This window comes from Enterobacter cloacae complex sp. P15RS, assembly GCF_014895905.1.
GTDB lineage: Bacteria > Pseudomonadota > Gammaproteobacteria > Enterobacterales > Enterobacteriaceae > Enterobacter > Enterobacter quasihormaechei.
The window spans coordinates 131,320-152,672 of sequence record NZ_JADBQL010000013.1 but is presented as its reverse complement, the minus strand read 5'-3'; the positions used below and the strand labels follow the sequence as shown (position 1 = coordinate 152,672).

Annotated in this window: 18 protein-coding genes; 8 read left to right on the top strand and 10 right to left on the bottom strand. The window is 56.5% G+C overall.

Annotated elements, in window-relative coordinates:
- Positions 1 to 92 precede the first annotated feature (92 nt).
- Positions 93 to 1,286 (bottom strand): lysophospholipid transporter LplT, encoded by a 1,194-nt coding sequence (gene lplT / locus IM267_RS08555; RefSeq protein WP_112791681.1) that lies wholly within the window; start codon positions 1,284 to 1,286, stop codon positions 93 to 95.
- Complete coding sequence (gene aas, locus IM267_RS08550; RefSeq protein WP_112791680.1) at positions 1,279 to 3,438, bottom strand: bifunctional acyl-ACP--phospholipid O-acyltransferase/long-chain-fatty-acid--ACP ligase; 2,160 nt, start codon at positions 3,436 to 3,438, stop codon at positions 1,279 to 1,281. The genes lplT and aas overlap by 8 nt, the downstream gene beginning before the upstream one ends.
- A 617-nt stretch (positions 3,439 to 4,055) precedes the next feature.
- Here aas and galR point away from each other — a divergent pair.
- Positions 4,056 to 5,078, top strand: coding sequence for an HTH-type transcriptional regulator GalR (gene galR, locus IM267_RS08545; RefSeq protein ID WP_063869266.1), 1,023 nt, complete (start codon positions 4,056 to 4,058; stop codon positions 5,076 to 5,078).
- On the opposite strand, the gene IM267_RS08540 is transcribed toward galR, so the two are convergent.
- From IM267_RS08540 to IM267_RS08525, 4 genes are all read right to left on the bottom strand, one after another.
- A complete protein-coding gene (locus IM267_RS08540) occupies positions 5,033 to 5,509 on the bottom strand; it encodes a GNAT family N-acetyltransferase (RefSeq protein WP_193033182.1) in 477 nt (158 codons plus the stop codon). The genes galR and IM267_RS08540 overlap by 46 nt on opposite strands.
- The gene (locus IM267_RS08535) at positions 5,506 to 6,279 is read right to left on the bottom strand and encodes a GntR family transcriptional regulator (RefSeq protein WP_063451943.1); all 774 of its coding nucleotides are present in this window, start codon (positions 6,277 to 6,279) and stop codon (positions 5,506 to 5,508) included. Before IM267_RS08535 ends, IM267_RS08540 begins: the two co-directional genes overlap by 4 nt.
- Before the next feature lie 78 nt (positions 6,280 to 6,357).
- Complete coding sequence (locus IM267_RS08530; protein ID WP_193033254.1) at positions 6,358 to 7,785, bottom strand: glycoside hydrolase family 1 protein; 1,428 nt, start codon at positions 7,783 to 7,785, stop codon at positions 6,358 to 6,360.
- 7 nt (positions 7,786 to 7,792) lie between these two features.
- On the bottom strand, positions 7,793 to 9,118 hold the full coding sequence (locus tag IM267_RS08525) for a PTS sugar transporter subunit IIC (protein ID WP_193033181.1): 1,326 nt from the start codon (positions 9,116 to 9,118) through the stop codon (positions 7,793 to 7,795).
- Between the two features lie 299 nt (positions 9,119 to 9,417).
- Here IM267_RS08525 and IM267_RS08520 point away from each other — a divergent pair, with 299 nt between their 5' ends.
- Positions 9,418 to 10,455: a LacI family DNA-binding transcriptional regulator gene (locus IM267_RS08520; protein ID WP_107533660.1), complete on the top strand. Its 1,038-nt coding sequence runs from the start codon at positions 9,418 to 9,420 to the stop codon at positions 10,453 to 10,455.
- On the opposite strand, the gene lysA is transcribed toward IM267_RS08520, so the two are convergent.
- On the bottom strand, positions 10,425 to 11,687 hold the full coding sequence (gene lysA, locus IM267_RS08515; RefSeq protein WP_063451946.1) for a diaminopimelate decarboxylase: 1,263 nt from the start codon (positions 11,685 to 11,687) through the stop codon (positions 10,425 to 10,427). The two genes, IM267_RS08520 and lysA, sit on opposite strands and share 31 nt — an antisense overlap.
- 120 nt (positions 11,688 to 11,807) lie before the next feature.
- Between lysA and IM267_RS08510 the strand changes: the two genes are divergently transcribed.
- Positions 11,808 to 12,734, top strand: coding sequence for a LysR family transcriptional regulator (locus tag IM267_RS08510; RefSeq protein WP_063869254.1), 927 nt, complete (start codon positions 11,808 to 11,810; stop codon positions 12,732 to 12,734).
- Here the strand turns inward: IM267_RS08510 and IM267_RS08505 are convergent.
- A complete protein-coding gene (locus IM267_RS08505) occupies positions 12,729 to 13,421 on the bottom strand; it encodes an aspartate/glutamate racemase (protein WP_193033180.1) in 693 nt (230 codons plus the stop codon). The genes IM267_RS08510 and IM267_RS08505 overlap by 6 nt on opposite strands.
- A 135-nt stretch (positions 13,422 to 13,556) precedes the next feature.
- On the opposite strand from IM267_RS08505, the gene IM267_RS08500 reads away from it, so the two are divergent.
- A complete protein-coding gene (locus IM267_RS08500) occupies positions 13,557 to 13,880 on the top strand; it encodes a cupin domain-containing protein (RefSeq protein ID WP_063451949.1) in 324 nt (107 codons plus the stop codon).
- 33 nt (positions 13,881 to 13,913) lie between these two features.
- Here IM267_RS08500 and wzz(fepE) read toward each other — a convergent pair whose 3' ends face one another.
- Positions 13,914 to 15,050, bottom strand: a complete 1,137-nt coding sequence (wzz(fepE), locus tag IM267_RS08495; protein WP_063869247.1) for an LPS O-antigen length regulator Wzz(fepE) — start codon at positions 15,048 to 15,050, stop codon at positions 13,914 to 13,916.
- Between the two features lie 544 nt (positions 15,051 to 15,594).
- Between wzz(fepE) and IM267_RS08490 the strand changes: the two genes are divergently transcribed.
- From IM267_RS08490 to IM267_RS08475, 4 genes are read left to right on the top strand one after another with little or no spacing between them, the layout of a single operon-like run.
- Complete coding sequence (locus tag IM267_RS08490) at positions 15,595 to 16,485, top strand: carbohydrate ABC transporter permease (RefSeq protein WP_063451951.1); 891 nt, start codon at positions 15,595 to 15,597, stop codon at positions 16,483 to 16,485.
- Positions 16,478 to 17,380 (top strand): carbohydrate ABC transporter permease, encoded by a 903-nt coding sequence (locus IM267_RS08485; RefSeq protein WP_063869246.1) that lies wholly within the window; start codon positions 16,478 to 16,480, stop codon positions 17,378 to 17,380. The genes IM267_RS08490 and IM267_RS08485 overlap by 8 nt, the downstream gene beginning before the upstream one ends.
- 12 nt (positions 17,381 to 17,392) lie before the next feature.
- A complete protein-coding gene (locus tag IM267_RS08480) occupies positions 17,393 to 18,520 on the top strand; it encodes an ABC transporter ATP-binding protein (protein WP_193033179.1) in 1,128 nt (375 codons plus the stop codon).
- 13 nt (positions 18,521 to 18,533) lie between these two features.
- Complete coding sequence (locus IM267_RS08475) at positions 18,534 to 19,820, top strand: ABC transporter substrate-binding protein (protein WP_063869240.1); 1,287 nt, start codon at positions 18,534 to 18,536, stop codon at positions 19,818 to 19,820.
- Between the two features lie 41 nt (positions 19,821 to 19,861).
- Here the strand turns inward: IM267_RS08475 and IM267_RS08470 are convergent, their stop codons facing one another.
- Entirely contained in the window at positions 19,862 to 21,277 is a 1,416-nt protein-coding gene (locus tag IM267_RS08470; protein WP_063869238.1) for a sugar porter family MFS transporter, read from the bottom strand.
- Between the last annotated feature and the right edge of the window lie 76 nt (positions 21,278 to 21,353).

Sequence of the window (21,353 nt, the reverse complement as noted above, 5' to 3'; positions counted from 1 at the left end):
CCGGTGGCGGCGTTGCCTTACCGGGCCTACAAAATCTGCCAACATCACGAAACGTAGGCCGGGTCAGGCGGAGCCGCCACCCGGCAAAGATATCACCGCCGACGCTGCCAGACCCACAGCCCGGTAATCGCCAGCGCAAACAGTGCGCCAAACCCCACTCCGATTGCCACGACCGGCGCGCCCGCTTTTACCGCCAGCGAGTAGATCCCAAGCATCAGCAACATCGCCATGTTTTCGCCAAGGTTTTGCACCGCAATGGCGTTGCCAGCCCCGACGGTCTGCTTGCCGCGCTCCTGCAAAAGCGCGTTGAGCGGCACCACAAAGAAACCGCCTAACACGCCAATCAGTAACAACAGGGCATAGGCAGGCAATATGGCATGTTGCAGGGAGAAGAACAGAACGCCGACGCCGATCAGGATCCCCGCAGGCATGCAGCGCGCAACGGTTTCAAGCGTTACCAGTTTGGCCGCCGCCCCGGCCCCGACAACAATCCCGACGGCAACCATGGCATTCAGGTAGGTCGGCGTGGCGTTATCTGTTATCCCCAGCGCCACCGGTACCCACAGCACCAGCAGGAAACGCAGCGTGACGCCAGCCCCCCAGAACAGGCTGGTCCCCATCAGCGAGAAGCGCGTTTCACCGTTGCGCCACAGCACGCGGCAGGCATTAAAGAAGCTGCCGGTCATTGGCCCAAAGCGCCAGGATTGTCCCGGACGCGCCACTGCCAGTTTAGGGATAAACAGGTTGGCGATCACCGCGCCGCCGTACATCAGGGCACAGATGCCAAGCGCGGCGAGCACGTGCCAGTCTGCCAGCACGCCGCCCGCCACCGAACCCAGCAGAATCGCCGCAATGGTGGAGGACTCCATCAGGCCGTTGGCCTTTACCAGCTTATCACCGGTGGTAAGCTCCCCCAGAATGCCGTATTTCGCCGGAGAGTAAGCGGCCGCGCCAATGCCCACCAGCGTGTAGCCGACAAACGGGTTGATACCAAAGCAGATGCTTGCCGCGCCCAGAAGCTTAAGGCTGTTGGCAAACATCATGACCCGACCTTTCGGGAAGCTGTCTGCCACCTGGCCGACAAACGGCGCAAATACAATGTAAGCACCCACAAACACCATCTGTAGGATCGGCTGGCTCCAGTCGGGATAAAACTCAGCTTTCAGCAATGCCAGCGTGGCAAACAGCAACGCGTTATCGCCGAACGCGGAAAGAAACTGAGCGGCGATAACCGCCATCATGCCTTTCGACCAGATTGAAGTGTTAGTGTGTACTGACTCACGCATTTTGCTGTTCCGCCTCTTCAACCATGCCCTTCAGGGTCACGAAATCGGGTTTACCGCTGCCCAGCACCGGTAACTGTTTGAGATAACGAATATCGCGGGGCACCGCCAGCTCGGGAATACCGTGTTCGCGCGCATACCTGAGCAGCGCGTCACGCTTCAGTTCAGCGTCGGTGGTAAAGAGCACCAGCGCCTCGCCTTTACTGGCATCACTTTTCACCACGGTCGCATGCATTTTCTCCGCAGAGACCGCGGTCGCCAGCGTCTCCACCATTTCAAGAGAAACCATTTCACCGGCGATTTTGGCGAAGCGTTTTGCCCGTCCCTGGATCTGCACGAAGCCCTGATCGTCGAAGCGCACGATATCGCCCGTGTCGTACCAGCCCGTTTCAACCTCGCCATTGACGTTCTCAGCCGTCGGCGCTTCGAGCACGCCCGGATTTTCCACGCGCAGATAGCCGTTCATGACGTTCGGCCCTTTAAGCTGAAGGCGTCCGCCGTCTTCAATGCCCGGCACCGCCAGCAGCCGCGCATCCAGCCCCGGCAGAATGCGGCCAACCGTTCCCGGTTTTGCCGCCATCGGTACGTTGATGGATACCACCGGCGCGCACTCCGTCACGCCATAGCCTTCCAGAATGCGCAGGCCAAATTTGTCCTGCCAAATCTGGCGCGTGCTGTCCTGGAGTTTTTCCGCCCCCGCCACCACGTAGCGCACGCGGAAGAAATCATACGGGTTGGCGAAACGCGCGTAGTTACCGAGGAAAGTGGACGTGCCGAACAGCACGGTGCAGTTACGGTCATAAACCAGTTCCGGCACAATGCGGTAGTGCAGCGGGCTTGGGTAGAGGAACACTTCGGCACCGGTCAGCAGCGGCGTGAAGAGCCCCACGGTCAGGCCAAAGGAGTGGAACAGCGGCAGCGCCGACATAAAGCGATCGTTGGCGGTAAAGTCGGCGATAGTTTTGATCTGTTCGACGTTCGCCAGGATGCTTTTATGGCTGTGAACCACGCCTTTCGGGTTGCCTTCAGAGCCGGAGGTAAAGAGGATGATGGCATCGTCTTCCGGCTGCTGCTTGACCTGCGCCAGATGCGGCATCAGCAGATGGGCAAAAATCCACAGCTTATCGGCCGTCGTGACGTCTGCTTTCAAATCTTCCAGGAATACCCAGCGCACCTGGGTCAGCTGTTCCGGCAAGTGCCACAGCTTGCCTTTATCCAGGAACTGGCGGGAGGTAAAGACGGTGTTGATTTGTGCCGCGGTAATCGCGCTGGAGAGCCCCTTCACGCCCGCCGTGTAGTTCATCATTGCCGGAATGCGGCCCCGGGAGACGGCACCAAAGATCACCGCCGCGCTGATACCCGCGTTCGGCAGCATCAGGCCAATCTTTTCGCCCCGTTTGCTGTACTTCTCGAGGATGCGCCCGACAAACAGCGTTTTGGTCAACAGTTTACGGTAGGTATCCGGCGTAAAGTTGATGTCTTCAATGCAGTTTTTCTTCGCGCCGTAACGATACTGCGCCGACAGCAACGATTCATACAGCGTTTCGCGCGGGCGAACGGCCATGCGCGCTTCCATCATAATCTGGTGCAGCATCTCCCCGGCGATTTTACGGCGGTCACGCGCCCGCGGCGCCTCGGGCATCGGCAGAGACGTTGGCGGTAAAATGTGCAGCGTGATTTTCGGGAACAGGCGCTGCTTCACCAGCCCTTTCAGGCGGCTGAAAAAGGTCAGTTCAGCCCCCTCAATGCGCAACGGCACGACGGTGGCGCGTGACTTCGCCGCGACAAAACCGGCCCCGTCATAAATTTTCATCAGGGAGCCCGTCACGGAAATACGCCCCTCCGGGAAGATGACGACCGGGCGTCCCTGCTCAACCAGACGCACCAGATGTTTAATCATCATCGGTTTGGTTGGGTCGAGCGGCACAAAATCAATCAGCGGCCTGAGCCAGCGCATGTACCATTTTTCACTGATGGAGCTGTACACCGCGAAGACGGGACGGACGGGCAAAAACAGCGCCAGCAATACGCCATCAAGAAAGGAGACGTGATTCGGAGTGATGAGAACACGCTCGCCATAGAGCGCCTGCGTATCGCCCGTTACGCGGATGCGAAACAGGACACGGAACAGTGTGCGGAAGAACCCAAAAAGCATTTCAACTCCCTTTGCCAGCCAGTGTGAAAGGTATAAATGGTGGCAGATTACACGAGAAGTAGTGAGGGAGCGATAGCAAATACAGAGGCGAAAAAAAACCTGCGCATCCGCGCAGGTTGGTGCAAGAGAAGAGTACGAAAACGTACTAAGAATTCTCACCAATCAATACCTCTGGGATCTTGATTGTGGTCTCTGGCGGTACGCTTCGCCAGTGAGAAAACGCAAGGGAATGAGCCGAAGTGCAACCAGGTGTGAATATTCTCTGTTGCTGTTACAGGTTGAACTTACAGGCAAAAAAAAACCTGCGTAAAACGCAGGTTGGTGTAAATCGTGTTAATCAACCGAAGCTGATTCCACCTATTAATACCTCTGGGATCTCGACTCTAGCAATTCACGGCGCATCGTTGCTAACGGACAATCGCAACAGCCTGAGGCAAAGTGTAACTAAAGGTTCAGATTGACATTATTCAGACATGACTGGCCGTGTAACGATTACACCGCGAGGGATGTTCTGCATCACGTTTGCAGAGGACGCCCACCCGGTCCCCTTGAATGCGCGCCGCTTTTCCGCAACACTAGTTAGTGTGTAAACGCTTACCCCTATAAGAAGGTATTGAATGGCGACAATTAAGGATGTGGCTCGTCTGGCGGGTGTTTCCGTCGCGACCGTCTCCCGCGTGATCAACAACTCCCCTAAAGCCAGTGATGCATCGCGCCAGGCCGTGCAGGACGCCATGGAAAACCTGAATTATCACCCTAACGCCAACGCGCGTGCCCTTGCCCAGCAGTCAACAGAAACCATTGGGCTGGTGGTCGGGGATGTGTCCGATCCGTTTTTCGGCGCGATGGTCAAAGCCGTAGAACAGGTCTCTTATCACACCGGTAATTTTCTGCTGATTGGTAATGGCTACCACAATGAACAAAAAGAGCGCCAGGCCATTGAGCAACTGATTCGCCATCGCTGTGCGGCGCTGGTGGTACACGCCAAAATGATCCCCGATGCCGAGCTGATTCACCTGATGAAACAAATGCCGGGGATGGTGATGATCAACCGTATTATTCCCGGTTTTGAAACCCGCTGCGTGGCGCTTGACGACCGTTACGGCGCATGGCTGGCAACCCGTCATCTGATCCAGCAGGGCCATACCCGTATCGGTTATCTGTGCTCCAACCACCCGATTTCCGATGCGGAAGATCGCCTTCAGGGTTATTACGACGCGCTGCGCGAAGCCGGTCTGCCCTGCAACGATCGCCTTGTGGCGTACGGTGAACCGGATGAGAGCGGCGGCGAGCAGGCGATGACCGAGCTGCTGGGACGCGGGCGGAATTTCACCGCCGTGGCCAGCTATAACGATTCCATGGCCGCAGGCGCAATGGGCGTGTTAAACGATAACGGGATTGACGTGCCGGCAGAAATTTCGCTGATTGGCTTTGATGATGTGCTGGTGTCGCGCTACGTGCGCCCTCGCCTGACCACCGTGCGTTACCCGATAGTAACCATGGCCACGCAGGCGGCAGAACTGGCGTTAGCGTTGGCCGAGCATCGCCCGCCGCCGGAAATTACTCACCTGTTCAGCCCAACCTTAGTGCGCCGTCACTCGGTAGTATCGCCCGCTGAAGCCGCGAGCGAACAGCGATAGAGATGGACGGTTTTATCCGGGTATTCCAGCGCATCGCCGATGTAGTGCCAGCCGTAACGTTCGTAGAAGTCGCGGCAGGCAGACCAGAGATGCAGCTCGTGATACCCGGCGCGTCGCGCATAGCCCTTCACATGCTCCTGAAGTTTTCCCGCCAGCCCTTTTCCCCGGGCCGCTTCATCGACATACAGCGCAGCCAGCCATGGATGAAGATCCTGCCGGGAAATCAAATCGCAGCGCCACAGCCCAACGGTGCCCAGCAGCCGATCGTTCTCAACGGCAATAAAGGTGAGCGGTAACGCGCCCGGCGTCAGGCTGTGCTCGACGATGCTCTGGAAAAAGGCGCGCGGCACTCCTTCACCAAACGCTGCCCAGATCCAGTCGATTACCTGCTCTGTAAACTGCGGCGCAGCGTAAAGCGGCAGGATCTTCACACCAGCTTCCCCTGGAAAAGGGGAACCGATTCGAAGAGATAGCCGTCAAAATCTGGCGCGTCTTCGTCTGACAGCTCAAGCAGGCTCTTTTTAACGTTTTCAAGATGCTGGAACATGGCCTGCCAGGCCCCCATCACGTCGCGGCGGCGGAGCGCAGCGAGAATGGTTTGCCTGTCGCCGAGCCACTTCAGGCGCCAGGCGCGGCTGGCGATATGACCGTTGAACTGCTGCCACAGCGGGCTGCTGTCCATGTGATGCCAGACGCTCTCAACTGTCGCCAGCAGCATCTGGTTTTGGGTGGCTCCCGCCAGCACCAGGTGGAACATTTTATTGTTGTCCTGGCTGCGATCGTCGATGGCAATCGCCCGCTGCTCCTGCTCGATGATGCGGCGCAGGTTGTCGATGTCCGCGCGGGTTGCCATTTTTGCGGCAAAGGCAGCAATGTTGCTTTCAAGCAGCTGACGCGCCTGGAGTATTTCAAACGGACCAACGTCACTGTTCAGAAAGCGCTCTTCCTCGTTTTCATGCTCCTCCGGAATGCGCATCACGTAAACGCCAGACCCCTGGCGAATATCCACCGTCCCCTGAAGCTCAAGCATCAGCAGCGCCTCGCGCACGATGGTGCGGCTCACGCCATACGTCTCGGCGATATTGCGCTCCGGCGGCAGGCGCGATCCCACGGGATAATGCCCCTGGATAATTTGCGCACGTAAATCCTCGCCAATTTCCTGGTACTGTTTTTTTTCCGGCAGGATGACAGCCTTATCCACGTTTTCACCTGTGTTTTTCAGTTAATGCGCGGGCCGGACGTCCTTCCGGCCAGTTTGTGCACTATTTTACCAGAAGGCTTACTTCCATTCATCGTCAACGCTCAGCGTGAGCATGCGCGTCTCGCGCAGCTGGCGGAACCAGGAGGCCGATGCCTTTGCCCGTCGGGCGCGATGGTTCTCAAGGTCGATTTCAATGAGCCCGTAGCGGTTTTTAAACGCGTTCATCGGCGAGACGTTGTCGGTGAAGGCCCACAGCATATAGCCGTGGCAGTTCGCGCCTTCCTCGCGCGCCAGCAGCGTGTAGTAGAGATGTTCGCTGATAAACGCGATGCGGTACGCGTCATTAATAATGCCGTCGCGGTTGCGGAACTGCGCTTCGTTCTCCACGCCCATCCCGCTCTCCGCCACGAACCAGTCGATGTTGCGGTAGTCCTGTTTGATCCGCATCGCCATGTCGTAGATGATGCGCGGATAAATTTCCCACCCGCGGGAGGGGTTCATTCTGCGCCCGGGCAGTTCGAACGGCTCGTAGTAGTACGCCGGATGGAACGGCGTCTCCGGGTGCCAGGCGCGGGACGGGGCTTTTACGCGGTGCGGGTAATAGAGGTTGATCCCCAGCTCGTCAACGGTGTTGTCGGCAATCAGCGCCAGCTCGTCAGCCGTGTAGTCCCACTGCACCTGGTGCTGCGCCAGCAGGGTCAAGAGCGCCTGCGGATAGCGCCCGTGCACCAGCGGATCGAGAAAAACGCGGTTATAGAACAGATCGTACATCTCCGCCGCCCGCACGTCATGCGGCGCGCGCGAGCGCGGGTAGGTCATCTCCGGGTTGAGAATACAGCCCACCGTGCCGTCATAACCCTTCTCACGGAACAGCTTCACCACTTTTGCAGTCGCCAGAATCTTATGGTGGTTCCACTGCATCCAGGTACCGGTGTTTTGCTCATAGGGCCAGCGCAGCGCGTCGAGGTAGACGCGCGTCTGGACCACAATCGGCTCGTTGAAGGTAAACCAGCGGGTAACGTTGCCGTGAAAGCGCTCAAACACCTTTTCCGCGTAGCGTACAAACAGCTCGACGACGTGCTTCGACGCCCAGCCGCCGTAGGTCTCCAGCAGCACGCCCGGCAGCTCGTAGTGTTCCAGGCAAATCATCGGCTCAATGCCCTGACGGTGCATTTCATCGAACAGCGCGTCGTAGTACGCGGCGTACTCCTCGTCTACCGTCGCATTTTCATAGTCGGTTAAAAAGCGCGACCAGTTGATGGAGGTGCGATAGTGCGTCAGGCCCGCCTGCTTCATCAGCGCCACGTCTTCGCGGAAGCGATTGATAAAATCGGTGGCCACCGCCGGGCCATAGCCGTTGTGCCAGACGTGACGATCGTTCTTGTACCAGAGATCGATCCACGAATCCTGCCCCGGCTTTTTGCCGCTCCAGCCCTCGGTCTGCCAGGCCGATGCCGCCGCGCCCAGAATAAAGTCCTGCGGTATGGCTATCTGTTTTGTGCTCATCATATCCTCATGCGTTATCGGTGGCTTGTTGCAGCGCGGCCTGCTCTGCGCGGCGCGAGGCAATTTTCACAAACGGCAAGTAGATAATCACCGCAGTCACGATGCAGATAAACTGGGTGATCACCGCCCCCATGGAGCCTGCGGTGGACAACCAGGCGTTGATCAGCGGCGGCGTGGTCCAGGGCACCATCACCACGGCTTTACCGGCAAACCCTGTCACGGTGGCAAAGTAGCCAATGGAGCCCGTCACCAGCGGCGTGATGATGAACGGGATAGCAAGGATCGGGTTGAGCATGATTGGCATACCGAAGATCACCGGCTCGTTGATGTTAAAAATGCCTGGCCCGATGGACAGCTTGGCGATCTCCTTCATCTCTTTACGTTTGGTGGCAATCATCACCGCGATCAGCAGGCCGATGGTCAGGCCGGAACCGCCGATGCTCATATAAACATCCCAGAACGGCATGGTGATGATGTTCGGTACCTCTTTGCCCTGCTCGAACGCGCTCATGTTGACGGTGATCGCCCCCAGCAGCAGCGGCTCGCGGATCGGCTTGATCATCTGGTTGCCGTGAATACCAATCACCCAGAACAGCTGGGCGACAAACATCAGCAGCAGGATCCCCGGCAGGCTTTGCACCACCCGCTCCAGCGGCTGTTGCACCACCTGGTAAACCGCGTCGTAGAGATACATACCGGTAATCTGATGGAACACGAAGCCAAAGGTCGCAATGGCGGTGGTGGTGATAATGGCCGGTATCAGCGCGGAGAACGACGCGGCGACGTTTGGCGGCACCGTGTCCGGCATCCTGATTTTCAGTCCCTTTCGGTTTTCCAGCCAGCAGTAGATCTCCACCGACAGGATGGCGATAAACATGCCGAGGAACAGGCTACGGGTATCGGAGAACTGGCGCAGCAGCACGTCTTTCACCACGTGCATCTCGCCGTCCACCAACATTTCCACCGTCGTCGGCGTCACGCAGATAAAGCAGATCACCGCCAGCAGTCCGGTGAACAGGGACTTTATGCCGTTAATACGCCCCAGCTCAATGCCGATTAAAAACACCGCGCCGATGTTAAGGAAGTTCAGCGTGGCATAGTTAAGCGCGCTGGTGATCGGCTTTAACGCCGCGAGAAACGCCAGCGACTGAAAGCTCGCCAGGCCGTTTTTCGGATCCAGCACCATATTGGAGATCAGTACCGAGAACGCCCCCACAATGATGACCGGCATTAAGGTAATAAACGCAGACTTGATCGCCTGGATATAGCGATAGCTGTTGAAGGTGGTGGCAAAACTGCCCAGAGCGTCGATCAGTTTTTCCTGAAATGCCATAGGGTAATACCTCAGTAAAAGGGCTTTTATTGAATAAGGTGTACAGCCGGATACTATTGGTATGCCAAAAATAGCGTCAGCAGCCGCTTTGTTCTGTGATTAAGCTCTCAACGACGCCAGAGGTATTCCAGATAGCGATTTATCACCATTTTGGTATACCAATGGCAGGTATTTATTCCGCGAGTGAAGATCGTTACCGAAAAGCGTGATCGTTATGGGGTTTTGCCCTCCCCACGTCGCTTATGCGCCGGATGGTCTGTGTTAAACTGCAAACCATTACGTGGAAACAGGAATTTCGAATGGCAACAATGCTGGATGTCTCACTGCGTGCGGGCGTGTCGAAGGCCACCGTTTCGCGCGTGCTGAACGGCACAGGTCAGGTTAAAGAGAGCACGCGTCAGCAGGTGTTTCGCGCGATGGAGGAGCTGGGCTATCGTCCGAACTTTCTCGCGCGTTCGCTGGCTAACCAGACCAGCAACAGCATTGGTCTGGTCGTCTCGACCTTCGACGGTTTTTACTTTGGGCGTTTGCTACAGCAGGCGTCGCGGCAGACCGAAACGCACGGTAAACAATTGATTGTCACCGACGGCCACGATGCCCCCGAACAGGAAGAACAGGCGGTGCAGATGCTCGCCGACCGCAAGTGCGATGCCATCGTGCTGTACACGCGTTACATGAGCGAAAAGACGATCCTGAAGCTGATCAACAGCGTGCAGACGCCGCTGGTGATCATTAACCGTGAAGTGAGCCAGGCGGCGGACCGCTGCGTTTTCTTTGAACAGCAGGACGCAGCCTTCAAAGCGGTGGATTACCTGATAAGCCAGGGCCATCGGGAGATCGCCTGTATCACCGTCCCGATCCACACGCCAACGGGTAAAGCGCGGCTGATGGGCTACCGTAAGGCGCTGGAGAAGCACGGTATTCGTCTCGACGAGCGGCGGATTAAATACGGCGATGCGGGCATGACGCGGGGTTACGAGCTGTGCAAAGAGCTGATTGCGGAAAAGACGCCGTTCAGCGCCCTGTTTGCCTGTAACGATGATATGGCCCTGGGCGCCTCCAAAGCATTACACCAGGCCGGGCTGAAGATCCCGCAGGATATTTCGCTGTTTGGTTTTGATGATGCCCCCAGCGCAAAGTGGCTGGAGCCTGCCCTGTCGTCGGTGTATCTGCCGATCGATAACATGATCGTCACGGCCATCGACCAGGCGATCCGGCTGGCAAAAAACCAGCCGGTTGAAGCGATCCCGCCGTTCACCGGCACGCTGGTTTTACGCGATTCGGTGACAACGGGCCCCTGGTTTAATCAGACCAGCTCTAACGCCAGCAGCTCCTGAATGGTCTGGCGACGGCGAATCAGCCGCGCCACGCCGTTATCAAACAGCACTTCCGGCAGCAGCGGGCGGCTGTTGTAGTTTGAAGACATCGACGCCCCGTACGCACCGGTATCATGCAGCACCAGATAATCTCCCGGTTTTACCTCTGGCAGCGAACGGGTTTCGACTTTCCCGCCTTCCTGCTGAGTAAAGACGTCGCCGGATTCGCACAGCGGGCCGGCAACCACGGTGTCGATGCGCGGCGCGTTGACCAGATCGCGGCCATCGGCAGCCAGCGCCGTGATGTGGTGATAGCTACCGTACATGGACGGACGCATCAGGTCGTTAAAGCCAGCATCAATCAGCACAAAATGACGGCTTCCCATCTCCTTCACGCTACGCACCTGCGCCACCAGCACGCCGGCTTCGGCGACCAGGAAACGACCCGGCTCAATCTCCAGCTTCACCGCGTGGCCCAGATGGGCGGCGATGCTGTCGCGCGCGGCGCTCCATAGCCCGTAGTAGTGATCCGTGTCGATCGCCTCTTCCCCTTCACGATAGGGAATGGACAACCCGCCGCCGGCGGAGATCGCCTCCAGATCCTGACCAAAATCGATCACCTGACGCACCATGGCGCCACAGACCTGCTCAAGGTGACCGTAATCCACGCCGGACCCAATGTGCATGTGAATACCCACCAGCTTAAGATCGTAGCGTTGTAACACCTCCAGCGCCGCAGGCATATCGGCATACCAGATCCCGTGCTTGCTGTTTTCGCCCCCGGTGTTGGTTTTCTGGCTGTGACCGTGACCAAAGCCCGGGTTGATGCGCAGCCAGACGCGATGGCCAGGAGAGACCTGCCCAAGCTGCTCCAGCATATCCACCGAACCGGCATTGACCGGGATTTGCAGCTCGTGCACGCGCGCCAGAGTGGCGTCGTCAATCAGGTCGGCGGTAAAGACGATCGCGTCGCTATCGGCTTTGGGATCAAACCCCGCCGCCAGCGCACGTTCGATTTCACCCAGCGATACGGAGTCAACCTTTACGCCCTGCTCGCGCATCAGGCGCAGGATGTGAATATTGGAGCAGGCCTTCTGCGCGAAACGCACCACGTCAAACTGATGCAGCGCGGCGATCTTCTCGCGGACAATCTGCGCATCGTAGACCCACACCGGACAGCCGAATTCGGCAGGCAGGCGCAGCAGGTTATCGGCGTTCAAATCGGTTTCGGTCTGGTTGAGCGGGCGTGGCATGGTCGTCTCCGGGAATCTGTTTTTTATTATTACGCCATAGCCTGAAGAGAATAAAAAATATCGTTTTATGGTGAGTCTATGCAAAAATGATATGGATAACGCTCAGACATCAGGTGCCCTATGCCCGCCGTTAACCTACGCCATATCGAGATTTTTCATGCGGTGATGACCACCGGCAATCTCACTGAAGCCGCGCAGATGCTGCACACCTCGCAGCCTACGGTCAGCCGCGAGCTGGCGCGCTTTGAGAAGGTGCTGGGGCTGAAGCTATTTGAACGCGCGCGCGGCAGGCTGCATCCGACGGTGCAGGGGTTACGTCTGTTTGAGGAGGTTCAGCGCTCCTGGTACGGCCTGGACAGGATCGTGAGCGCGGCGGAGAGCCTGAGGGAGTTTCGCCAGGGCGAGCTGTCCATCGTCTGCCTGCCGGTCTTTTCCCAGTCATTTCTGCCGGTGCTGCTACAGCCGTTTCTGGCCCGCTATCCGGAAGTCAGCCTGACCATCGTGCCGCAGGAGTCGCCGCTGCTGGAGGAGTGGCTTTCGGCCCAGCGCCACGATTTGGGTCTGACCGAAACCCTCGTGACGCCCGCGGGCACGGAGCGCACGGAGCTGCTCTCGCTGGATGAGGTCTGCGTGTTGCCCGTCGGCCATCCGCTTAGCCACAAAGCGGTGCTGACGCCAGCGGATTTCCACGGCGAAAACTATATCAGCCTGTCGCAGACCGACAGCTACCGGCAGCTTCTGGACGGCCTGTTTGCCGAACATCAGGTGAAGCGGCGGCTGGTGGTGGAAACGCACAGCGCGGCATCGATTTGTGCGATGGTGCGCGCGGGCGTGGGTATTTCGGTGGTGAACCCGCTCACGGCGATGGATTACGCCAGCAGCGGAGTGGTCCTGCGCCGGTTTAGCGTTTCCGTTCCCTTTACCGTGAGCCTGATCCGCCCCCTGCACCGCCCCGCCTCAGCGCTGGTGGATGCGTTCAGTGAACACCTGATTGCGCACGCGCGTCAGGTGGCGCTTCGCTTACCTGACCTGCAAAAACCCTTATGACAGCATAAACTCCACCGCATCGGCGGCGTGAAGCGCGGCGGTATCAAATACCGGTATCGGGCTTTGGTCCGCCGGCACCAGCAGGCCAATTTCGGTACAGCCGAAAATTACCCCTTCCGCCCCCTGCTGGGCCAGTTTCTCAATCACGCTGACGTACCAGGCGCGAGAAGATTCGCTGAAGGTACCGAGGCAGAGCTCATCAAAAATAATCTGATTAATGCGTGCCCGGTCAGCCTCCTCCGGGATCAGGCTTTCAATCCCGAACTGACTGCTCAGCCGCCCGCGGTAAAAGTCCTGCTCCATGGTGTATCGCGTCCCCAGCAGCGCCACGCGCGTCATGCCGGCAGTACGTATGGCTCGCCCGGTGGCGTCCGCGATATGTAAAAACGGCAGCGAGCAGCGGTCTTCAATATGCGACGCCACCTTATGCATGGTATTGGTACACAGCAGAATACCCTGCGCCCCCGCACGCTCCAGCCCAAGCGCGGCGTCCGCCAGCATCTGCCCGGCTTTATCCCATTCCCCGCTCGACTGGCAGGCTTCGATTTCATGAAAATCCACGCTGTGCAGCAGCAGGCTGGCCGAATGCAGACCGCCCAGACGCTGTTTGACGCCTTCATTAATCAGGCGGTAGTACGGGATCGTTGATTCCCAGCTCATGCCCCCTAACAGACCGATCGTTTTCATCTTTCCTCCTGTACGTTTCACCCAGTGAAGCAAACTTGTGATCGCCTTTCCAGTTATTTGGCTAATCGTTTCCTTTTATGCGTGGGTGAGATAAGTTAAATGAAACATTGTTTCATTACATGACAGGGCGAAAATATGTTTATTTTCCATAAAGAGACCACGCTTGACGATCTGGGTAATGGCGTGACGCGCCGTATTCTTGCGCACGACGGCAGGATGATGGCGGTGGAAGTGAATTTTGAGCAAGGGGCGATTGGCCCGATGCATAACCACCCGCATGAGCAGCTCACCTACGTTCTTTCGGGCGAATTTGAATTTACGATTGGGGAAGAGAAGCATGTGGTGACGGCGGGCGACACTCTCTATAAAGCGCCGCACGTGATGCACGGCTGCGTCTGCCTGAAACCCGGTACATTGCTGGATACGTTTACGCCGGTACGCGAAGATTTCCTGAAATAAAAAAAGGCGCTCATTTGAGCGCCTTTTTTGATGTTACTCCGTCACCGGCTCAGGAAGCTGTTCCGGCAGCGGGTTGCGGGAGCTCATCGCCTCGCGCAGCAGCACGCTGCCACAGGCAAACAGTCCGCCCAGAACACACGCCAGCAGCACGATCAGGGCTTTGCCCGGACCATCTTTTTTCACCGGCATAGAAGGAGAAAGCTGGTATTTGAATGGCTCCAGGCTCACATCTTCGAACGAGAGTTTTTGCAGCTGTGCCAGATAGTATTCGCGGTTCTGGAAATCGGCGTTCAGCTCAGAAACGTCCTTCAGATTTTTTTCAATCTGCAACTTCTGCGCAATCCCGTCCGCGCCGAGCGCAACGGAGTAATCCGGATCGTCTTTCACTGCCTGTCCATTGCTGTAGACCGGCTTTTTGATCCCTGCCGCGTTCGCCACTTCCAGCGAGTAGTTGAGGCGTTGCAGGTTGGTATTGTGGATATTGGTCAGACGGACCCGATCCAGCTCCAGCTGCTGTTGAACCGTTTTGGTTCTCAGGATCAGCTGATCGCGGATGTTTTGCATGGTCTCCTGCTCGACGATGCGGGAGATGTACTGAATATACCCGTTCAGCACCTTCTGCGCGTCCTCTGCCGTTGGGGCCGTGAAGCTTAACGTCCAGGAGAGGTACGGTGCTTTATCGGCATTCTTTTCCTGGGTGTTATCAATGGCCTTCATCTTTTCGGCAATATTGACCACCGCGCGGTGCAGCTCCAGCGGGTCAACCTCGGCGCCATCGAGCTGAGCCATCACGTAAGGCGAGCTCTTCATGTACTCTTCAAGCAGCGACTGGGACTGAAACTTTTTGATAAACAGATTAAACACATCCGCACGGGTGACTTTCACATCCACATCAAGCACCTGTAGCGCCACCATCATCTGGCGCAGCGAGCTCCACTGCGTCTGTTCCGCTGGCGTAATGACCGCTTTACTGGTCCACTTTTGCGGTATCAGGAAGGCGATTGCCAGGCCGACCAGTGCAAATGCGAACACAATGGTGACGATGCGTTTTTTTGCTGCCAGCAGGACGTCCAGCAGACCCAGAAGATCTATTTCTTTAGCGCTGACCGCCGGGGGAGCATATTGAGGAAAGTTGAGATCCGTATGTTGTTTGAAATCCATCGCTGACATAACTGTTCTTCTTTTAGGGATGCAGTGAAATTCTGCCTGACTGGTTCCGGTGTAACAAATCATACAAGAATGTAAGAATTATCTGAATGCCGAATTGATACATCTGTAGACCTGCTATCAGATCTGGTAGTTAGCCACGCTGCGTGACTATTGTTATTCCCGCTCCCGATTTTGCGTCTTATCCCCTCGTCAGTGCCCGCGGCGATCGTCCGTGAAAAGTCAAAAATGCCACCTCCCTCACTATATTGAAACAGCGTTTCGACGCCGATCACATTTCCACCATTAAGCGCATGACGCAGAAATAAATCGCAATAATATAAAATAAAACGATGTTTTAGTATCCAAGAACGCCGGTTCAGCTCTTTTAAAACCCAAAGCGTTCCCAGCAATAACGAAAAAGAAAAAACGTTAAAAAACAATCTACTGTTTTGCCACCACCCGACATTGCACCCTGAATTTCATCTCTCATGCCGCGCAGTGCGGGCCTGGGAAAATGTAACAAAGCTGATTCCGTATTAAACCATTGATTGCCAGGTAGGTATGTATGAATGAAAACAAGCTGCTGGGGCTCGCATGGATATCACCCTACATCATCGGGTTGATACTCTTTACGGCATTCCCCTTCGTCTCGTCGTTTTTCCTCAGCTTTACGGATTACGATTTGATGAGCCCGCCGGTGTTTAACGGCATCGAAAACTATCGCTATATGTTTACCGAAGACACGCTCTTCTGGAAATCCATGGGCGTGACCTTTGCCTACGTATTTCTGACCATCCCGTTGAAGCTCGCCTTTGCATTAGGGATTGCCTTTGTCCTGAACTTTAAATTACGCGGCATCGGATTTTTCCGGACGGCCTACTATATTCCGTCGATCCTCGGCAGTTCCGTTGCTATTGCCGTCTTGTGGCGCGCTTTATTTGCGATCGATGGCCTGCTGAACAGCTTTATCGGCGTATTGGGTTTTGACCCGGTGAACTGGCTGGGAGAACCGTCGCTGGCGCTGATGTCCGTTACCCTGCTGCGCGTCTGGCAGTTCGGTTCCGCGATGGTCATCTTCCTGGCCGCGCTGCAAAACGTACCGCAGTCCCAGTATGAAGCGGCGATGATCGACGGCGCGTCTAAATGGCAAATGTTCATGAAAGTGACCGTGCCGCTGATTACGCCGGTGATCTTCTTCAACTTCATCATGCAGACCACGCAGGCGTTCCAGGAATTTACCGGGCCGTACGTGATCACCGGCGGCGGGCCGACCTACTCCACCTACCTGTTCTCGCTCTACATCTACGACACCGCGTTCAAGTACTTCGATATGGGCTACGGGGCGGCGCTGGCGTGGGTGCTATTCCTGGTGGTGGCCGTCTTCGCCGGCATCGCCTTTAAGTCGTCGAAATACTGGGTGTTCTACTCCGCCGATAAAGGGGGCAAAAATGGCTGATATTCAACAACTTTCCACGGCAAGAAGCGTTGCGGAGCGCGAAGTGGCCCGCACGCTGCGCAGAGAGAAAATCAACGCCACCGTTCGCTACGCGATCCTGCTGTTTGTCGGCCTGCTGATGCTTTATCCGCTGGTATGGATGTTTTCGGCGTCGTTCAAACCGAACCACGAGATCTTCACCACCCTGAGTCTGTGGCCCGCCCACGCCACCTGGGATGGCTTCGTCAACGGCTGGAAAACCGGCACCGAGTACACTTTCGGCCATTACATGCTGAACACCTTTAAGTACGTCATTCCGAAAGTGATCCTGACCATTATCTCCTCTACCATCGTGGCGTACGGCTTTGCCCGCTTCGAAATCCCGTGGAAGAAGTTCTGGTTCGCCACGCTCATCACCACCATGCTGCTGCCCAGCACCGTGCTGCTGATCCCGCAGTACCTGATGTTCCGTGAGATGGGCATGCTGAACAGCTACATGCCGCTGTACCTGCCGCTGGCCTTCGCCACGCAGGGGTTCTTTGTTTTCATGCTGATCCAGTTCCTGCGCGGCGTCCCGCGTGACATGGAAGAGGCGGCGCAAATCGACGGCTGTAACTCCATTCAGGTGCTGTGGTACGTGGTGGTGCCGATTCTGAAGCCGGCCATTATCTCCGTCGCCCTGTTCCAGTTTATGTGGTCCATGAACGACTTTATCGGGCCGCTGATTTACGTCTACAGCGTGGATAAATACCCCATCGCACTGGCGCTGAAAATGTCCATCGACGTCACCGAAGGCGCGCCGTGGAACGAAATTCTGGCAATGGCGAGCATCTCCATTCTGCCATCCATCATTGTCTTCTTCCTGGCACAGCGCTACTTCGTACAGGGCGTCACCAGCAGCGGAATTAAAGGTTAAGAGGGAAATACCATGGCTGAAGTCATTTTTAACAAGCTGGAAAAGGTCTACTCCAACGGTTTTAAAGCGGTACACGCTATCGATCTGAAAATCGCCGAAGGGGAATTCATGGTGATCGTCGGGCCATCCGGCTGCGCCAAATCCACTACCCTGCGCATGCTGGCGGGGCTGGAAACCATCAGCGGCGGCGAGGTACGCATCGGCGACCGGATCGTGAACAACCTCGCGCCGAAGGAGCGCGGTATTGCAATGGTGTTCCAAAACTACGCCCTCTATCCGCACATGACGGTGCGCGAGAATCTGGCCTTTGGCCTCAAGCTGAGCAAGCTACCGAAAGATCAGATTGAGTCTCAGGTGAATGAAGCCGCCAAAATTCTTGAGCTGGAAGAGCTGCTCGACCGTCTGCCGCGCCAGCTTTCCGGCGGCCAGGCGCAGCGCGTAGCGGTAGGCCGTGCGATTGTGAAAAAGCCGGACGTGTTCCTGTTCGATGAGCCGCTTTCAAACCTCGATGCCAAGCTGCGCGCCTCAATGCGCATTCGTATTTCCGACCTGCACAAGCAGCTGAAGAAGTCCGGAAAACCGGCCACCACCGTTTATGTGACCCACGACCAGACCGAAGCGATGACCATGGGCGACCGCATCTGCGTGATGAAGCTCGGTCACATCATGCAGGTGGATACGCCGGACAACCTCTACCACAAGCCGAAGAACATGTTCGTGGCGGGCTTTATCGGCGCGCCGGAGATGAATATTCGCAGGAGCGTGCTGATCGAAAAAGCGGGCCAGCTGCACATCGCCATCGGCAATGAAACCATGCCGCTGAACGCGGAGAAGCAGGAGAAAGTCGCCGCTTATGCAGGTCAGGAGATTTTTTACGGCGTGCGCCCGGAGTTTGTCTCGCTTTCAGATGTGCCATTCCCGAACGGCGGCTGTAGCGGGGAGATGGTGCGCGTTGAGAATATGGGCCACGAATTCTTTGTGTACCTGAAAGTCGCGGACTACGAACTGACCGCCAGGATCCCGTCCGATGAAGCCAAGCCAATGATTGATAAGGGGCTTCATCGTAAGGTGTATTTCACGTTTGATATGAACAAATGTCATATTTTTGACGCAAAAACTGAACAGAACCTCTCTCTCTGATGGAGTGATAAAAATGAAAAAAGTGCTTTTAAGCGCAGCAATCTCCGCGACCCTGGGCCTGACCGCTTTGCCATCGATGGCGCAGAATGTGGATTTACGGATGTCCTGGTGGGGCGGCAATGGCCGTCACCAGGTTACCCTGAAAGCGCTGGAAGAGTTCCATAAACAGAACCCGGACATCAACGTGAAGGCGGAATACACCGGCTGGGACGGTCACCTCTCCCGTCTGACCACCCAGATTGCGGGCGGCACCGAGCCGGACGTAATGCAGACGAACTGGAACTGGCTGCCGATCTTCTCCAAAACCGGTGACGGCTTCTACGATCTGAACAAGATGAAGGACGTGATCGACTTAACCCAGTTCGATCCTAAAGAGCTGCAAACCACCACCGTGGACGGCAAGCTGAACGGCATTCCGATTTCGGTGACGGCGCGCGTGTTCTACTTCAATGACGAGACCTGGAAAAAAGCGGGTATTGCCTACCCGAAAACCTGGGATGAGCTGATGGCGGCCGGTAAAACCTTCGAGAGCAAGCTCGGCAAGCAATATTATCCGGTCATCCTGGAGCACCAGGATACGCTGGCGCTGCTGAACTCATACATGATCCAGAAGTACAACGTTCCTGCGGTGGATGAGAAAACCAAAAAGTTCAGCTACACGAAAGAACAGTGGGTGGAGTTCTTCCAGACCTACAAAAAGCTGATCGACAGCCACGTCATGCCGGACACCAAATACTATGCCTCGTTCGGTAAGAGCAACATGTATGAGATGAAGCCGTGGATCCAGGGTGAATGGGGCGGCACCTACATGTGGAACTCCACTATTAACAAATATTCCGACAACCTGAAGCCGCCGGCAAAACTGGAGCTGGGCAGCTATCCGATGCTGCCGGGCGCCACCGACGCGGGCCTGTTCTTCAAGCCAGCCCAGATGCTGTCGATCGGTAAATCGACCAAAAACCCGGAAGCAGCGGCGAAGCTGATTAACTTCCTGCTCAACAGCAAGGAGGGGGTCGATACGCTGGGTCTGGAGCGCGGCGTGCCGCTGAGCAAAGTAGCGGTACAGTATCTGACCGAAGACGGCACCATAAAAGAGGACGATCCTTCCGTGGCGGGCCTGCGTCTGGCGCAGTCGCTGCCGGCGAAACTGACCGTCTCGCCATACTTTGACGATCCGCAGATTGTGGCGCAGTTCGGTACCTCTTTGCAGTATATCGACTACGGCCAGAAAACCGTGGAAGAGACGGCCGCCGACTTCCAGCGTCAGGCGGAGCGTATTTTGAGACGTGCGATGCGGTAAACACAAAGCCGGGTAAGCGAAGCGCCACCCGGCAATTTACATTACACGCCGATATTACGTAGTTTCTCCCCTTTCATCAGCTTGCGTTCAATATGTTCCAGGGTCACGCCTTTGGTTTCCGGGATCAGCCAGAAGGTCACACCGATAAACGCCACGTTCAGTACCGTATAAAGCCAGAAGGTACCTGCCGCGCCAATTGCATCCAGCAGCGTCAGGAAAGTCGCGCCAATGATCATGTTCGACACCCAGTTAGTGGTGGTGGAACAGGTGATCCCAAAGTCGCGGCATTTCAGCGGCTGAATTTCCGAGCACAAGATCCACACCACCGGCGCGGCGCTCATTGCGTAACCCGCGATGCACATCATAGTCATGCCCACGGAGAGCCAGGAGAGGCCGCTTGATGCCGTGCCGTTATCAAACTGCATCAGGCAGTAGCCGAGGATCAGCGTGCCGAGCGCCATCACGCTAAAGCCAATTTTCAGCGCCGGTTTGCGTCCGGCTTTATCAACGGTGAACACCGCGATAAAGGTCGCGAACATAAAGGTCAGCCCTACCACCAGCGTGGCGATCATCTGCTGTTCGGTCGTGGTAAAACCGGCCATTTTGAAGATGCGCGGGGCGTAATACATGATGATGTTCATCCCCGTAAACTGCTGCATCGCCTGCAACAGCATGCCGAGGAATACCGCGCGGCGCACGTTGCGGTTAGCCTTAAAGAGGGACCAGCCGCCCTGCTTCAGCTTCAGGCTTTCGCGGATTTCGTTTAGCTCTTCACGGGCTTTTTCAGACGTGTCGCGCAGCATGCGCAGCACCTCTTCCGCCTCCACGTGGCGTCCTTTTTGCGCCAGCCAGCGCGGGCTGTTCGGCAGGAAAATGACTAACACAATCAGCAGCAACGCGGGCAGCGCCAGCACGCCAAGCATTGCCCGCCAGTTACCGCTGTAGCTGAAGTACGTATCCGACAGAAACGCCAGCACGATACCGAGCGTTACCATCAGCTGGTACATGCTGATCATCTTCCCGCGCACGTTTTCGCTCGCCATTTCCGAGAGATAAAGCGGCGCGGTGTAGGAGGCGATACCCACCGCGACGCCCAGCAGCACGCGGGACAGCAGCAGCACTTCAACGTTGGTGGCGAACGCCGAACCAATGGAGCCGGCAACGAACAGGATCGCCCCAACCATCAGGCTGTATTTGCGCCCGAGACGGAATGACAGCCAGCCGTTAAAGAGCGCGCCGATGGCCGCGCCCAGCATCATGCTGCTCACCACCCACTCTTGCAGGCGATTACTTAACGTAAAGTGATCGGTAATAAAGGGCAGCGCGCCGGCGATAACGCCGATATCCAGGCCAAACAATAAACCGGCGACGGCTGCCGCAACAGAAACAAACTGGTTCATGCGTCGGGTATCGCGCAACGCAGCGGGCATAAGGGTAGAGTCATTTATAGATGTCATAGTTTCCTGCCTCAACAGCGAAATTCGTTAAGTGAAATTACGAGATACCGGAAGAAAGTGTCAGGTCGGAACTGGT

Excerpts from the sequence above, each read along its gene's own strand:
- lplT (WP_112791681.1), bottom strand. The coding sequence starts at position 1,286 with ATGCGTGAGTCAGTACACACTAACACTTCAATCTGGTCGAAAGGCATG.
- aas (WP_112791680.1), bottom strand. The coding sequence starts at position 3,438 with ATGCTTTTTGGGTTCTTCCGCACACTGTTCCGTGTCCTGTTTCGCATC.
- galR (WP_063869266.1), top strand. The coding sequence starts at position 4,056 with ATGGCGACAATTAAGGATGTGGCTCGTCTGGCGGGTGTTTCCGTCGCG.
- IM267_RS08530 (WP_193033254.1), bottom strand. The coding sequence starts at position 7,785 with ATGAGCACAAAACAGATAGCCATACCGCAGGACTTTATTCTGGGCGCG.
- IM267_RS08525 (WP_193033181.1), bottom strand. The coding sequence starts at position 9,118 with ATGGCATTTCAGGAAAAACTGATCGACGCTCTGGGCAGTTTTGCCACC.
- IM267_RS08520 (WP_107533660.1), top strand. The coding sequence starts at position 9,418 with ATGGCAACAATGCTGGATGTCTCACTGCGTGCGGGCGTGTCGAAGGCC.
- lysA (WP_063451946.1), bottom strand. The coding sequence starts at position 11,687 with ATGCCACGCCCGCTCAACCAGACCGAAACCGATTTGAACGCCGATAAC.
- IM267_RS08510 (WP_063869254.1), top strand. The coding sequence starts at position 11,808 with ATGCCCGCCGTTAACCTACGCCATATCGAGATTTTTCATGCGGTGATG.
- IM267_RS08505 (WP_193033180.1), bottom strand. The coding sequence starts at position 13,421 with ATGAAAACGATCGGTCTGTTAGGGGGCATGAGCTGGGAATCAACGATC.
- IM267_RS08500 (WP_063451949.1), top strand. The coding sequence starts at position 13,557 with ATGTTTATTTTCCATAAAGAGACCACGCTTGACGATCTGGGTAATGGC.
- IM267_RS08490 (WP_063451951.1), top strand. The coding sequence starts at position 15,595 with ATGAATGAAAACAAGCTGCTGGGGCTCGCATGGATATCACCCTACATC.
- IM267_RS08485 (WP_063869246.1), top strand. The coding sequence starts at position 16,478 with ATGGCTGATATTCAACAACTTTCCACGGCAAGAAGCGTTGCGGAGCGC.
- IM267_RS08480 (WP_193033179.1), top strand. The coding sequence starts at position 17,393 with ATGGCTGAAGTCATTTTTAACAAGCTGGAAAAGGTCTACTCCAACGGT.
- IM267_RS08475 (WP_063869240.1), top strand. The coding sequence starts at position 18,534 with ATGAAAAAAGTGCTTTTAAGCGCAGCAATCTCCGCGACCCTGGGCCTG.
- IM267_RS08470 (WP_063869238.1), bottom strand. The coding sequence starts at position 21,277 with ATGACATCTATAAATGACTCTACCCTTATGCCCGCTGCGTTGCGCGAT.